Raw genomic sequence first — 14,309 nt, forward strand, 5'->3', positions numbered from 1 at the left:
CGTGGCTCGCGGCACGGGCTGCGGCCCGCACCGAGGCGCGGGGCCGACCTTCTGACGTTCTACCGACCACACCGGTGTGCCGACCCGGCACGCGGCCAGCCCTTGACCTCGGTACCCCCTGGGGGTATAGATTGTGGTGTGCCGCCCACCCGCGGGGCACTGCTTCAACCCAGGAGCGATTCCATGAACGAGTCACCAGACCACCCCACCGAGCAGGCTGTCGCGCCCGGCCCGGCGGCCAGCGGCCACGAGCACGGCCATGTGCACGGCCAGGCCACCAAGGAGCAGCACGACGAGCACGCGGAGCACAGCGGCCACCCTGAGCACAGCGACACCGACGGTCATGCAGACCACGCCGGCCACGCCGGTCACGCCGGTCACGCCGGTCACGCCGACCACGTAGGCCAGTTCCGGCGGCTGTTCTGGATCATGCTCGTCCTGGCGGTGCCGGTCGTCGCGTTCTCCGACATGTTCGCGATGCTCCTCGGCTACCAGCTGCCCGATGCGACCTGGGCGAACGCGGTGTCGCCGCTGCTCGGTACCGTCATGTACGCGTGGGGCGGATGGCCGTTCCTCACCGGAGCGGTCAGCGAGCTCCGCACCCGCAAGCCGGGGATGATGCTGCTGATCGGGCTCGCGATCACCGTCGCGTTCGTCGCCTCCATGGGGGCGAGCCTCGGCCTGCTGGACCATCAGCTCGACTTCTGGTGGGAGCTGGCGCTCCTGATCGTGATCATGCTGCTCGGCCATTGGATCGAGATGCGGTCGCTCGCGCAGACGACGTCGGCCCTCGACTCCCTCGCAGCTCTCCTGCCGGACGAGGCCGAACGCGTCGACGGCGACCAGATCGTCACCGTCGCGCCGGCCGACCTCCGGTTGGGCGACGTCGTCGTCGTGCGGCCGGGCGGGAGCGTCCCAGCGGACGGCCGCGTCGTCGGCGGCCAGGCCGAGATGGACGAGTCCATGGTGACCGGCGAGTCGCGCACCGTCTCGCGCGGCGACGGCGACACCGTGACGGCCGGGACGGTCGCCACCGACTCCGGGCTCCGGGTCGAGGTGACGGCCACCGGCGACGACACTGCGCTCGCGGGTATCCAGCGCCTGGTCACCGAGGCGCAGAGCTCGTCGTCCCGCGCGCAGCGCCTGGCCGACGTCGCGGCCGGCTGGCTGTTCTGGTTCGCCCTCGGCGCCGCAGCCGTCACCGCGGTGGTCTGGTCCCTCGTCGGGCTGCCCGACGCCGCCGTCGTCCGCACCGTCACCGTGCTCGTGATCGCGTGCCCCCACGCGCTCGGGCTGGCCATCCCGCTCGTCGTCTCGATCGCCACCGAGCGAGCCGCCCGCGGCGGCGTGCTGGTCAAGGAGCGGCTCGCGCTGGAGAGCATGCGCACCGTCGACACCGTGCTGTTCGACAAGACCGGCACCCTGACCAAGGGTGAGCCCACCGTCGCAGAGGCGCGGCCCGCCGGCGACGTCGACGGCGACATGCTGCTGGCGCTCGCGGCCGCCGCGGAGTCGGACAGCGAGCACCCGCTGGCGAAGGCGATCGTGCGTGCCGCGCAGGACCGCGGCCTTCGCATCCCGCGAGCCGCTGGATTCACCTCGTCGCCCGCGGTGGGCGTGACGGCGACGGTCGACGGCCAGGAGATCCGGGTCGGCGGGCCCCGGCTGCTCGAGGACAGCGGACAGGCCGAGCTGCCGGTGGCCGACGCCTGGCGCGGCGACGGGGCCATCATCCTGCACGTCCTGCGCGACGGAGCGGTGATCGGCGGCATCAAGCTCGCCGACGAGGTGCGCGGCGAGTCCGCCGACGCCGTCCTCCGCCTCCACGAGCTGGGCGTCCAGGTGGTCATGATCACCGGCGACGCGGAGGCGGTCGCCCGGTCCGTCGCCGACGAGCTCGGCGTCGACCGCTACTTCGCCGGCGTCCGGCCGGAGGACAAGTCCGCCAAGGTCCAGCAGCTCCAGGGGGAGGGCCGGAAGGTCGCGATGGTGGGCGACGGTGTCAACGACGCCCCGGCGCTGGCACAGGCCGACGTCGGCATCGCGATCGGTGCGGGCACCGACGTGGCGATCGCGTCCGCCGGAGTCATCCTGGCCAGCGACGACCCGCGGTCGGTGCTGTCGGTGATCGAGCTGTCGCGGGCCAGCTACCGCAAGATGAAGCAGAACCTGTGGTGGGCCGCCGGGTACAACCTGCTCTCGGTGCCGCTCGCCGCCGGAGTCCTGGCGCCGGTCGGGTTCGTGCTGCCGATGTCGGTGGGCGCCGTCCTGATGTCGCTCTCGACCGTCGTGGTGGCGCTCAACGCCCAGCTGCTGCGCCGGCTCGACCTCCGGCCTGGAGGTCGATCCGGGCAGTAGCGGCGGCACCGTGTGGGGTGTCGCTCAGAGGTTCTGATCAAACGGTTGACCGGGTCGACACGGTTCCATAGCCTGACCGACGGCGCACCGGGCGCCGTGCTCGTTCCGGAGTCAAGGGAGACCTCGTGAAGCTCGTACCCGCGCGCCGCTTGGCGGTCCGTGCTGTGACAGCGGTGTCAGCCCTCGCGCTCGTCGCGAGCGGCATGGTCGTCGTGGGGGGCGCCGCGAGCGCCGCCCCGGCCACCGTCACCGACGACACCGACACCGAATGGCGGGTGGGCGGCCCGCGCGGCTCGGACCTTGACGGGGTGCTGCGCCTGGACGGGGCGGGGCAGGTGGCGCTGGACGTCGTCGCCGACGGCGAGACGGTGCTCTCGGCCACGCGGCTGGGGCTGCGCGGCAGCGACGGCGACCTCACCACCGGCCTGACGTTCACCGGCCGGCAGGACCGCACGGTCTCCGACTCGTACACGATGACGACGGGCAAGAGCGCGCGCCGCTCGTACGTCCACCAGGAGTCGGTGTTCACGTTCGCGGACGCCGACGGCGCGCGCCTCGGCATCGCTGTGCGGGTGTCCGACGACGGGGTCGCCTACCGCTACCTGCTCGACGGCGCCGGCGAGCACCGGGTGGACGACGAGACCGGCGGGTGGGAGCCGGCCGCGGACGGGCCGGCGTGGATGCAGCAGTCCTATGCGGTCAACTACGAGGCGGAGTGGACCACCACGACCGCGGCGGCCGGGAACGGCGGCGACAGCGTCGGCTTCCCCGTGCTCTTCCAGCAGGGCGAACGGTACGTGCTGGTTACCGAGGCCGACCTGCACGGCGACTACGCCGGGTCACACCTGACGCACACGCCGGGCTCCCTGCGGTACGACGTCGACCTGTTCGAGGGCCGGCCCGTCACCTCGACCGGCGAGCTGTCGACGCCGTGGCGGGTGGCGATCGTGGGCGACCTGCCCGCCGTCGTCGGCTCCACGCTGGTGGACGACCTGGCCACCCCGAGCGAGCTCGACGGGCAGGACACGTCCTGGATCAAGTCGGGCCGCTCCAGCTGGAGCTGGCTGACCGACCCGGGCAGCCCGCGCGACGAGGCCCGGCAGCGCGACTTCGTGGACCTGGCGGCGCGCAACGGCTGGGAGTACGTGCTCCTGGACGAGGGTTGGGACGCGAGCTGGGTGCCGCGCACCGTCCGCTACGCCCACACCAAGGGCGTCGACGTCATCGCCTGGTTCCACAGCCGTGACCTGCGCACGCAGGAGCAGCGCGACGAGTGGCTGCCGCGCCTGAAGTCGTGGGGCGTGAGCGGCCTCAAGGTCGACTTCATGGACTCCGACTCCCAGGAGATCCACCGCTGGTACGACGACGTCGCCCGCGACACCGCCCGGCACGAGCTGATGATCAACTTCCACGGGTCGGCCCTGCCGACCGGCATGCAGCGCACGTGGCCGCACATCATGAGCTACGAGTCGGTGCGCGGCATGGAGAACGGGATCAGCCCGGAACGCAGCCTCATCGTGCCGTTCACGCGCAACGTCACGGGATCGATGGACTTCACGCCCGTGGTGTTCTCCCGCGACAACGACAAGACGTCCAAGGCGCAGCAGGCCGCCATGAGCGTCGTGTACGAGTCGGGCTGGCAGCACATCTCGGACAAGCCCGAGGGGTACGCGGACGAGCCGAACGCCATGCCGTTCCTGCAGAACATCCCGGCCGACTGGGACGAGGTGCGGCTGCTCGGCGGGACGCCGGGGCAGGACGCGGTGCTGGCTCGCCGGTCGGGGGACCGGTGGTTCGTCGGCGGCATGCGCGCGGGCTCGGGCGACCCGCTGGAGCTGCCGCTGGCCGGCCTGGCCGACGGCCGCAGGGTGCTCGTCGACCTGCTGACCGACGACGGCACGAACGGTTCGGCCACCGTGCACACCACCCTCCGGAGGGCGGCGTCAGAGACGCTCCAGGTCCCGACGGCGAACAACGGCGGCTTCGTCGCCGTGGTGTGCGAGCCCCGGAACCGCGAGTCGTGCCTCGAACCGGTGGTGGCCCGCCCGGAGGCCACGATCGCCGTCGACCCGGCCGAGGCCGACGTCGAGCCCGGCAGCACCGTCGAGGTGCGGGCCACCTTCGCGGTGGCCGACCGCGCCGTCACGCGGGTCGCGGTGACGCCCGACCTGCCGGCGGGCTGGGAGGCCGACCACGGCACCCGGACCTTCGCGCGGCTCGCCGCCGGGCAGACCGCCGAGGTCACCTGGCTGGTCCGCGTGCCGGCCGACGGTGCGCCCGGCACGTTCGAGGTGCCGGTCGACGTCCGCTACCACCACCGGGGCGACCGCTACACCGCCGCGAGCCAGGCGACGCTGTGGGTCACCCCGCCCGCCGTGACCGGCACGCAGCACGTGTCCGACCTGCACTGGGTCGAGGAGTCGAACGGCTACGGGCCGATCGAGCGTGACACGTCGAACGGTGAGGCGGCCGCAGGGGACGGGAATCCGATCACGATCGCGGGTGTCACCTACGCCAGGGGCGTCGGTATGCATGCCCCCGGCTCCCTGACCGCCTGGCTCGGCGGCACGTGCACGACGTTCCGCTCGGTGGTCGGCCTCGACGACGAGGTGAGCGGGGCCGGGTCGGTCCAGCTCCACGTCTACGGTGACGGCGTCCTGCTGGCCGAGACCCCGGTCCTGACTGAAGCCGACGGGGGCGTGCCGCTCGACGTCGACGTCACCGACGTCAGCCGGCTGCGCCTGGCCGTATCCGACGGCGGCGACGGCAAGAACTCCGACCACGCCGACTGGGCCGACGCCCGCGTCGAGTGCGGATGAGCCGGCGGGCCTGAGCGTCGGATGCCCGGCAACCGGCTGTGATTGCATAAGGTGCGGGGCATGACGACACATCGATCGGAGCGGGGTGCACCGTGGGTGGCCTGATGGGACTGCTGGACGACATCTCCGTGCTGGCAAAGCTGGCTGCGGCATCGATCGACGACGTCGGCGCGGCCGCGGGCCGGGCGACCGCGAAGGCGGCGGGTGTCGTCGTGGACGACACCGCCGTCACGCCGCAGTACCTGCGCAGCGTCGCGGCGAAGCGCGAGCTGCCGATCGTGAAGAAGATCGCGTTCGGCTCGATCCGCAACAAGCTGGTCTTCATCCTCCCGGCGGCGCTGCTGCTCAGCCAGTTCCTGCCCTGGCTGCTGCCGATCATCCTCATGATCGGCGGCACGTACCTGGCCTACGAGGGTGCCGAGAAGATCTGGCACAAGGTCTCCGGCCACCACACCGCCGAGGTGCCGGCTACGGAGGTCAGCCCGGAGGCCGAGAAGAAGATGATCGCCGGTGCCGTCCGCACCGACCTCATCCTGTCGGCCGAGATCATGGTGATCGCGCTCGCCGAGGTGGCCGACGAGCCCTTCTGGTCCCGGCTGGCGATCCTCGTCGTGGTGGCCTTCGTCATCACGATCATCGTCTACGGCATCGTCGCGGCCATCGTGAAGATGGACGACGTCGGGCTGCGGCTGGCCCAGAACGCGTCCGGGTTCTCCAAGACGCTGGGCCGCGGGCTCGTCAAGGCCATGCCGAAGGTGCTCGCGGTGATCTCGGTGGTCGGCACGGTGGCCATGCTCTGGGTGGGTGGGCACATCCTGCTGGTCAATCTCGGGACGGACGGCACCGGCTGGGTGCCGGCGCCGTACGACTGGGTGCACCACCTCGAGATCGCGATCCACGACGGCACCGGCGGGCTCGGCGGCACGCTCGGCTGGCTCTTCAACACGCTGTGCTCGGCGATCGTCGGCCTGATCGTCGGTGCCGCCGTGGTTGCCGTGATGCACCTGCTGCCGTCCCGCAAGAAGAAGGACGAGCCGGTCAGCCACTGACCGGTGTGGCGCCCCTGCTTTCCGGCGTGCGTACGGTGCCGAACGTCAGGCGCCGGCGCAGCCGGAAGCCGAGGCTCTCGTAGAGCCGGATCGCGCTCGTGTTGCCCGCCGAGGCGTGCATCATGGCGCGCGCGCCGCGCTCGTGGACGTGGTGGACGACGTCGAGGACCAGGCGCGAGGCCAGGCCCTGCCCGCGGTACCGCTCGTCGGTGGCGACGGCGCTGATCTCCGTCCAGCCGGCGGGCGACAGACGTTCACCGGCCATGGCCACGAGACGCCCGTCGCGCCGGATCCCCACATAGCGGCCGAGCAGGTAGGTGCGTGGCAGGAACGGTCCCGGCTGTGCGCGCGCCACCAGGTCCAGCATCTCGGGTACGTCGGCGGCACCGAGGACCACCGCTTCGTCGTCGGGCCTGCCGTGCAGACGGTCGGTCTCGACGAGCTGGACTCCGCTGAAGGGCTCGCGCCGCTCCCAGCCGGGCGGGAGCTGGACGGAGTCCGGCGGCGCCGGGAACTCGGCGCCGTACCCGACCAGGTCGACCACCGCGTCCCAGACACCGGGGTCGTCCCAGGTCCGGACGGCGGCGAACGGCGAGACGTCGGCCGGGTACCGGCGGGCGAGGTCGCCGCCCTCGGCCAGGTGGGCGTGCGCTCCCGTGAGCGCGGACCAGGCGGGGTCGTCCAGCACGGGGTCGTCCTGCGGCACGACGTCGGGCGAGCCGGGGTCGCCGTCCTGAGCGCGGCGGTCGGTGTCGATGATGCTCATGCGAGGTTTCCGGACGTGAGGTTCACCTTCGTCCCAACGGGAACCCCGCCGGCGGCATTCCGGCCGGGCACGCTGTGCGGGACGTGCCGGCGGGGCTCGGTGGTCACGGGTCCGTCAGGGTGTCGAACAGTGAGGACGCCGCGGCCGAGGCCGCCTGTTCGATGGTGCTGTCAGGCCCCGTAGGCGTGGCGGCTCCCGTCGGCACGTTCTCGACGAGGCTGCGCGTGCCGTCCTGCGATGCCCATGCCTGCGTGAGGTAGCCGAGAGTGCCGCCCGTGTGGCCCCACACGTACCCGGTGGGCGTCGTGATCCGCATGAGGCCGAGGCCGTAGGCGTACTGCCCGTCCGTGCCGGGGATCTCGACGGTGCGGCGCATCTGCGCCAGCTGCACGGGCTCCAGCAGCTCTCCGGACTGGAGGGCGCGCTGGAAGATACCGAGGTCGCCGACGGTCGAGATGAGAGCGCCGGCGGCGCCGGCCCACGAGACGGGGAACGCCGAGACGTCCACGTACTCGCTGCCGCCCGGCTCGGTGCGGTAGTAGCCGTGCAGGTGCCCGCCCCGGAACGGCGTGTCGTCGGGCCAGTAGGTGTGCCTGAGCCCCAGCGGGCGGATCACGCGCTGGGTGATCAGAGTCCCGATGTCCTTGCCCGTGACCTGCGCCAGGATCATGCCGACGAGCACGAAACCCGTGTTCGAGTACGCCCACCCCTCGCCGGGCGCGAACGTCGGCTCGTGCGCGAGGGCCACGTCGAGGAGTTCCTGCGGGGTGTGCGAGCGTCGCGGCTCGGCCAGGAGCGCCCTGGTGAAGGTCTCGTCGGCGGTGTAGTCGAACAGGCCGCTGGTGTGCTGGAGCAGCATGCGCACCGTGATGCGATGCCCGCTCGGCACCACACCGGGCAGCCAGCTCTCCACGGTGTCGTCGAGGCTCAGCCGGCCCTCGCCGACGAGCTGGAGGGCGACGGTGGCGGTGAGGGTCTTGGTCGTGCTGCCCATCTGGAACGCGTGCCCGACCCGCGCCCGGCGATCGGTCGCGCGGTCTGCGACGCCCAGGGCGACCGACGTCTCGCACCGACCGCTGTGCAGGGTGCCGACAAAGGCTGTCGCGCCGGTACGGAGCACCGACCGGCCCGCCTCGGTGAGACGAGCCCTCGTGGCCGGCGGCGTCCTGGCTTCCGCCGTCGTCGTGACCGCCGCCGGGGACGGTGCGGGTGCGGACGACGGGGGAGCCGCCGGGGTGGCGCACCCTGTCAGGAGGAGGCTGCCCGTGGTGATGCCGGCGAGGACCGCGACGCTGGTGCGGTGCCGGAATGTCGAGCCGTGCTCGTGGTGGTTGTTCATGCCTGCCATGCTCCCGGGGCGGTCGCGCCGACACCCCCGCCTCGCGAACGGGATCAGGACTCGACCTGCGACGGGGGCGCTCGATGCCTCGGGCGGGGGAGACTGAGCGGGTGGACACCGAGACCCGCGCCGAGACCCGTCGGGACGGGCAGCGCCCGCGCCGCCGTCGGGCAGCTCCCGTCGTCGTGATCGCGCTGCTCGGGCTGAGCGCCCTGACCGACGGCGCCGGTGTCCCGGTCGCCGCTCTCCTCGTGCTCGGGCAGGCGGTCGCGCTCTGGTGGCGCGACCGCCTGCCCGTCGTGGTGCTGCTCGCGACGAGCGTCCTCGACCTCGTGCTGGTCGCCCTCTGGCCGGAGAACCTCGGCATCGGGGCGGTGGCGGTCATGATCGCCGGGTACACCGTGTGTCGTCGGGAAGCCTCGGCCCACGCCTGGATCGCCGGCACGGCCGTCGGCTCGACGGCCGCCACGTGGTTCACCCTCGGTGGCAGCGCGGAGGTCCCGGTCGGCTGGGAGCTGCCGGCCGCCGGTTTCCGGGCGGCCCTGGCCTACCTCGTCCCGCTGCTCCTGGCCGAGGCCGCGAACGCCCGGACCCGGGCCGCGGTGCTGCTCAGGGAACGAGCCGAGCTCGCCGAACGGGAGCGCGTACGGAGCGCCGAGGAGGCCGTTCGGCAGGAACGTGCGCTGATGGCGCGTGAGCTGCACGACATCGCCGCACACCACCTGTCCGCCCTCATCGTGGGCGCGCAGGCGGCCGGCGCACTGGTGACGGCGGACCCGGACCGGGCGCGCGAGTACATCCGGGGCGTGGCCGCCGGAGCGCAGCAGACGCTCGGGAACCTCCGGCAGACCGTCGGCCTGCTCCGCGGCGACGAGCAGGACGCGTTCGCGCCGCCGCCCACCGTCGAGCAGATCTCGCGGCTCGTCGAGGAGCTGCGAACGGCGGGTATGAGCATCGAGCTGGACCGGCAGGGCGGGGCCGTCCCGCTCGGCCCCGTGGCCGGAGCCGCGGCCTATCGGATGGTCCAGGAGTCGCTCGCGAACGCCCGGCTGCACGCACCCGGCGCGCGCTGCACCGTGAGTGTCTCGACGAGCCCCACCGGGACGCGGATCGCCGTCGGCAACGCACGGCCCGCCGCGGGGCACGCAGCCGTGATGCCCGCCGGCGGCCACGGCCTCATCGGCATGCGGGAGCGTGCCAAGCTGGCGGGCGGTGACCTGCGGATCGGCCCCATGGCCGACGGAGGGTGGCGCAACGAGCTGACCCTGCCGCCGTCCGACCCGGTCGACGATGTCGACGAGGCACGGCGGAGCGGAGTGAACGGCGCATGGTCAGGGTGGTGGTGGCGGACGACCAGGCGATCGTCCGGGCGGGTTTCACCGTCGTCGTCGAGGCCGCGGGCGACATCGAGGTGGTCGGCGCGGCGCACGACGGCTACGAGGCGGTGCGGCTGGCGCAGGCGCTGCGGCCGGACGTGGTCTGCATGGACATCCGGATGCCCGGACGCAACGGCATCGAGGCGACGCGGATCCTGTCGAGCGACCCCACCGGGCACGTCCCGGTCCTCGTCGTGACGACGTTCGACCTCGACGACTACGTCTTCGGAGCGCTCGAGGCCGGCGCGGCGGGGTTCCTCCTGAAGGGCGCTGACGAACAGACCCTCGTCGACGCGATCCGCTCCGTGGCCGCCGGCGACGGGACCCTCGACCAGCGGCTGACCCGACGGGTCCTGTCCGAGTTCGCGAGCCGGCGCGCGGCCCCCCGACACCACCCCGCCGCGGTCGCCGCCACGTTGACCGACCGCGAGCTGGACATCCTGGGGCTGCTGTCCAACGGCCTGTCGAACCAGGAGATGGCCGCGCACCTCTACATCGAACCGTCCACGGTCAAGTACCACCTGGCCGGGCTCCTCGGGAAGATCGGGGTGCGCGACCGCCTGCAGGCTGCCGTCTGGGCGTTCCGGAACGGCCTGGACGTGCCGCTCGGCTAGATGGAGTCCTTCGTGATGCTCCAGCCGCCGTCGACCGGCAGCTCGACGCCGGTGACGTACGACGCGCGGTCGGAGCACAGGTAGGTGATGGCATCGGCCACCTCGGACGCCTCGCCAAGGCGTCCGAGGGCGGTCGCCCCCGCAGCGCTGGCGCGGTCCGCCTCGCCGACGTCGTCCCAGTGGGGCGTCAGCACCGGGCCCGGCAGCACACTGTTGACCCGTACGGCGGGGGCGTACTCGGCGGCGAGCTGCCGGGCGAGCCCGGTCATCCCCGCCTTCGACGAGGCGTAGGCGGCGCGGCCCGGGAGCCCGAAGCGCGCGTGCACGGACGACACCATGACCACCGCGCCGCGACCCGACGCCGTCAGGTCGGCCAGCAGCGTCCGGGTGCCGAGGTAGGCGCTGGTGAGGGTGACCCGGAGCTGGTGCTCCCAGCTGGACAGGGGCGTGTCCTCGAGCGATGCGATCCGGGTGGCGTAGGCGTTGTGCACGAGGATCTGCGGTCGGCCCAGCTCCGCCCGGCACGCCGTGGCCGCCTCGCTCCAGGCCGCCTCGTCGGCGACGTCCATCACCATGGCCGCGGCCCGGTGCCCGGACGCGCGCAGCTCGTCGCTGAGCTCGAGCACGGTGGGGGAGATGTCGACGAGGAAGAGGTCGGCGCCCTCTTCCGCGAGCCGCCGGGCGGTCGCGGCGCCGATGCCTCGGGCAGCGCCGGTGACGACTGCCGTACGCCCGTCCAGGTCGCGTGTCATGGCTGGTACCTCTCGTCGATGGGCGGTTCTCCGGCAGGCTACCCGCGGCCTGGACTCGGGTTCATCTGGGCCTATTACTGGTATTTCAATACATTGACATAGAAGTAATCGGTTCGTACGCTGCTCGGCAGGTCAGGCCAACGTCGGCACGACCGAGAAGAGACGATGGGGTTCGGACGATGAAGCTCGGCAGAACGAGGTCGTGGGGCGTGGCCCCGGGAGCAGGATCATGACGGGCGCGCAGGCGTCGGGCCCGCCCGCGCTCTACACCCGCGAGATCCTCGCCGGGCTCGTCGCCGCGGTGGCCGACCGGCTCGGCGACCGGGTCGCGGACGCCGTCGGGCGCTGCATGTCGGACACCCTCGCCCGGACGATCACCCGGCATCCCGACGGTACGGCGTTCGTGATCACCGGAGACATCCCCGCGATGTGGCTGCGGGACTCCACCGCGCAGCTCGCCCCCTTCCTGCACCTCGCCGGCCAGGACGAGCGGCTCGCGGACACCATCGCGGCGGTGTCGCGGCGGCAGCAGGCCTCGATCCTGCACGACCCCTACGCCAACGCGTTCAACGACGGGCCCACCGGGGCAGGGCACCGGGACCGCACGGGGCCGCCGGGTACGGGGCAGTCGGCCTGGGTGTGGGAGCGCAAGTACGAGATCGACTCCCTCGCCTACCCGGTCCAGCTCGCCTACGACCTGTGGTGCGCCACCGGCAGGACGGACCACCTCGACCAGTTCGGCCGGGTCGCGCGCACCGTCGTCGACCTGTGGCGCGCCGAGCAGCGGCACCACGAGGGATCCCCGTACACCTTCGAGCGGACGGACTGCCCGCCGTCCGACACCCTGGTCCGTGCCGGGCGCGGCCCCGAGGTCGCGTTCACGGGCATGACCTGGGCCGGGTTCCGGCCCAGCGACGACGCGTGCCGGTACGGCTACAACGTGCCCGGCAACGCGCTGGCCGCCGTCGCGCTCGGCTACCTGGGCCGGATCGCCACCGCCGTCCTGCACGACGACGCCCTCGCCGACGACGCCGCCGCGCTGCGGTCCGAGCTCGAGCGCGGCATCCGCGAGCACGGCATCGTCCCCGGCCCCGACGGCCGGCCGGTCTACGCGTACGAGGTGGACGGCCGCGGCGGGGTGCTCCTGGCTGACGACGCCAACTCGCCCAGCCTGCTCTCCCTGCCGATGCTGGGCTGGTGCGCCGCCGACGACCCGCTCTACGCCGCCACCCGCGACCTGATCCTCAGTGACACCAACCCCTACTACTACAGCGGCACGGCGGCGTCCGGTATCGGCAGCCCGCACACGCCCGCCGGGCACGTCTGGCCGATCGCCCTGGCGATCCAGGGACTGACCACCACCGACCCGGACGAGTGCCACCGGCTCCTGGACCTGATCCTCGCGACCGACGCAGGGACCGGAGCCGTGCACGAGTCGTTCCACGTCGACGACCCGGCCAGCTACACGCGCGAGTGGTTCTCCTGGGCGAACTCGATGTTCTGCGAGCTCGCCCTCCAGGCTGCCGGCCTGCGCACGTACCGCCGTCCGGCCCTCGCTACCGCCGCCCGCAGCGGAGAAGCGCGGTGAGCGTCGCCGGCTGCGCGCGGATCCGTCCTCGCCGTGCCCGTGGTGCTGCTGCCCGTCCGGTAGATTCATCGGTCAGGTCCGATCGGTGAAAGGGCACCTGTGAGCCAGCCGCTGTACCTCGAGGTGTACGAGAAGCTCCGCGACGCGATCCACGCGGGGACGTACCGTGTCGGCGACCGGATGCCCGCAGAGGCGGAGCTGACCAAACAGCTAGGGGTCAGCGCCATCACGCTCAAGCGCGCGATGGACCTGCTGCGCGCCGACGGCTACATCACGCGCAGACCCCGGCTCGGCACCATCGTCGTGAGCGAGACCGCTACGACCGCCGTCGGCACAGGGAGCGGACCCACGCCCCTGATCGGATGTGTCCTGACCGACTTCGACGACACCTTCGGCACGCGGGTGCTCGCCGGGCTGCTCGACGCGTCGAGCACCGTCGCGAACGTCGTGGTCAAGCGCAGCCTCGGCAATCGGGGGGCCGAGGACGACATCGTGCGGGCACTCGTCGCCGACGGCGTCCAGGGGCTGATCCTCGAGCCGAGCTCGTCGCAGTACGTACCCCCGGCGGTACTCGAGCTCATCACCCAGTCGTTCCCGGTGGCCATCCTGGACCGCGTGTTCGACGGGGTCCCGGTGTCGTCGGTCTGCTCCGACAACGTCTCGGCAGGACGGCAGGCCGCCGACGTCCTTTTCGCCTCGGGGTACGACCACGTCGGGCTGGTGTCGGCCGCGAGCACCGTCTCTACGGTGCAGGACCGGCTCGACGGCGTCGTCGACGCCCACGCGACGCGACACGTGCCGTTCGACCCGGCGCACCAGTTCCGGAAGGTCCGGTCGACGATTCCCGGGAGCGCCGTCCCGCCGGACGACGACCTCGCCGAGCTCGAGAAGTTCCTGAGCACCAACCCGGGCCTGACGGGCCTGGTCGCCACCGAGTACAAGATCGCCGTCCTGCTGCGAGAGGCAGCGCAGCGTGCCGGGCGGACGGTGCCCGGTGACCTCGGCATCATCTGCTTCGACCAACCGGACGCGTCCTACGACCAAGCACGCTACCGGTTCACCCACATCCGGCAGGACGAGGCGCGGATGGGACACGAGGCGGTCGACCTTGTCCTCGCCCAGATCCGTGGTGCTGGACAGGTCACCAAGGTCACGCTGCCGACCGAGCTGGTGCCTGGCAGCTCGACGCGCTGAGGGCGCCGGGGCGGGCTGCCGCGTGGGCGGGTACCGACTCCGACTCGGGGGCATGCGGCAGTCCGACGGCCCGCCTCGTTCGTGCCGCCTGCTCAGCAGGGTGGTTCGGCGGGGCGGTTCGGGCGGGGCGGGATAGTCGGGTCGAGTCGAGTCGGGCCGGCTCGTGTCTGGCCGGGTGGGTCGGGTCGGTCTGCTTAGAAGGGTGGTTGGTCGGGGTCGGTCGGTGTCGCCTGGGTCGGCGTCGCCTCGTTCGGTATGGCTCCGGGTTCGGTGGTCTGGTAGCTGCGGGGTAGGCGTTGGCCGGTCAGGGCGCGCAGGGACAGGTCGTGGCTGGTGTCGGGGTCGATCTGGTCGAGGTTGGTGTGGGTGTCCAGGACGGTGGGCGGCCGGGTGTGGACGCGGCCCGTGGGAGTGGTCCAGGTCGTGATCCCGGTCTCGGGGTCGCGGACGATGC

General features: G+C 72.5%; 9 protein-coding genes and 2 pseudogenes. 7 read left to right on the top strand and 4 right to left on the bottom strand.

Going from position 1 to position 14,309, the window contains the following annotated elements:
* Positions 1 to 183 precede the first annotated feature (183 nt).
* The 3 genes from AB0F40_RS25730 to AB0F40_RS25740 all read left to right on the top strand — a co-directional run bounded on the left by AB0F40_RS25730 (position 184) and on the right by AB0F40_RS25740 (position 6,226).
* Positions 184 to 2,358, top strand: coding sequence for a heavy metal translocating P-type ATPase (locus AB0F40_RS25730; RefSeq protein ID WP_357474673.1), 2,175 nt, complete (start codon positions 184 to 186; stop codon positions 2,356 to 2,358).
* A 125-nt stretch (positions 2,359 to 2,483) separates the two neighbouring features.
* Positions 2,484 to 5,177: a glycoside hydrolase family 97 catalytic domain-containing protein gene (locus tag AB0F40_RS25735; protein ID WP_357474676.1), complete on the top strand. Its 2,694-nt coding sequence runs from the start codon at positions 2,484 to 2,486 to the stop codon at positions 5,175 to 5,177.
* A 104-nt stretch (positions 5,178 to 5,281) separates the two neighbouring features.
* Positions 5,282 to 6,226: a DUF808 domain-containing protein gene (locus AB0F40_RS25740; protein WP_357474679.1), complete on the top strand. Its 945-nt coding sequence runs from the start codon at positions 5,282 to 5,284 to the stop codon at positions 6,224 to 6,226.
* Here AB0F40_RS25740 and AB0F40_RS25745 read toward each other — a convergent pair.
* Positions 6,216 to 6,992, bottom strand: coding sequence for a GNAT family N-acetyltransferase (locus tag AB0F40_RS25745; protein ID WP_357474682.1), 777 nt, complete (start codon positions 6,990 to 6,992; stop codon positions 6,216 to 6,218). The genes AB0F40_RS25740 and AB0F40_RS25745 overlap by 11 nt on opposite strands.
* Positions 6,993 to 7,095: 103 nt before the next feature.
* Complete coding sequence (locus AB0F40_RS25750; RefSeq protein ID WP_357474685.1) at positions 7,096 to 8,331, bottom strand: serine hydrolase domain-containing protein; 1,236 nt, start codon at positions 8,329 to 8,331, stop codon at positions 7,096 to 7,098.
* A 686-nt stretch (positions 8,332 to 9,017) separates the two neighbouring features.
* On the opposite strand from AB0F40_RS25750, the pseudogene AB0F40_RS25755 reads away from it, so the two are divergent.
* Together AB0F40_RS25755 and AB0F40_RS25760 are read left to right on the top strand one after the other, a co-directional pair.
* Positions 9,018 to 9,191, top strand: a pseudogene (locus AB0F40_RS25755) (histidine kinase dimerization/phosphoacceptor domain-containing protein); the annotation flags it as partial.
* Between the two features lie 467 nt (positions 9,192 to 9,658).
* Positions 9,659 to 10,321 carry a response regulator transcription factor gene (locus AB0F40_RS25760; RefSeq protein WP_357474688.1) on the top strand — a complete coding sequence of 221 codons (663 nt, stop codon included), beginning with the start codon at positions 9,659 to 9,661 and terminating at the stop codon, positions 10,319 to 10,321.
* Here AB0F40_RS25760 and AB0F40_RS25765 read toward each other — a convergent pair.
* Positions 10,318 to 11,073 (bottom strand): SDR family NAD(P)-dependent oxidoreductase, encoded by a 756-nt coding sequence (locus AB0F40_RS25765; RefSeq protein WP_357474691.1) that lies wholly within the window; start codon positions 11,071 to 11,073, stop codon positions 10,318 to 10,320. The genes AB0F40_RS25760 and AB0F40_RS25765 overlap by 4 nt on opposite strands.
* A 229-nt stretch (positions 11,074 to 11,302) precedes the next feature.
* On the opposite strand from AB0F40_RS25765, the gene AB0F40_RS25770 reads away from it, so the two are divergent.
* Both AB0F40_RS25770 and AB0F40_RS25775 read left to right on the top strand, forming a co-directional pair.
* Positions 11,303 to 12,661, top strand: coding sequence for a glycoside hydrolase family 125 protein (locus tag AB0F40_RS25770; RefSeq protein WP_357474694.1), 1,359 nt, complete (start codon positions 11,303 to 11,305; stop codon positions 12,659 to 12,661).
* 99 nt (positions 12,662 to 12,760) lie between these two features.
* Positions 12,761 to 13,855, top strand: coding sequence for a GntR family transcriptional regulator (locus tag AB0F40_RS25775; RefSeq protein WP_357474696.1), 1,095 nt, complete (start codon positions 12,761 to 12,763; stop codon positions 13,853 to 13,855).
* A 194-nt stretch (positions 13,856 to 14,049) separates the two neighbouring features.
* Here the strand turns inward: AB0F40_RS25775 and AB0F40_RS25780 are convergent.
* Positions 14,050 to 14,309 (bottom strand): annotated as a pseudogene (locus tag AB0F40_RS25780) (HNH endonuclease); the annotation flags it as partial.

It is taken from the genome of Promicromonospora sp. NPDC023987 (assembly GCF_040639055.1).
Classification (GTDB): domain Bacteria; phylum Actinomycetota; class Actinomycetes; order Actinomycetales; family Cellulomonadaceae; genus Promicromonospora.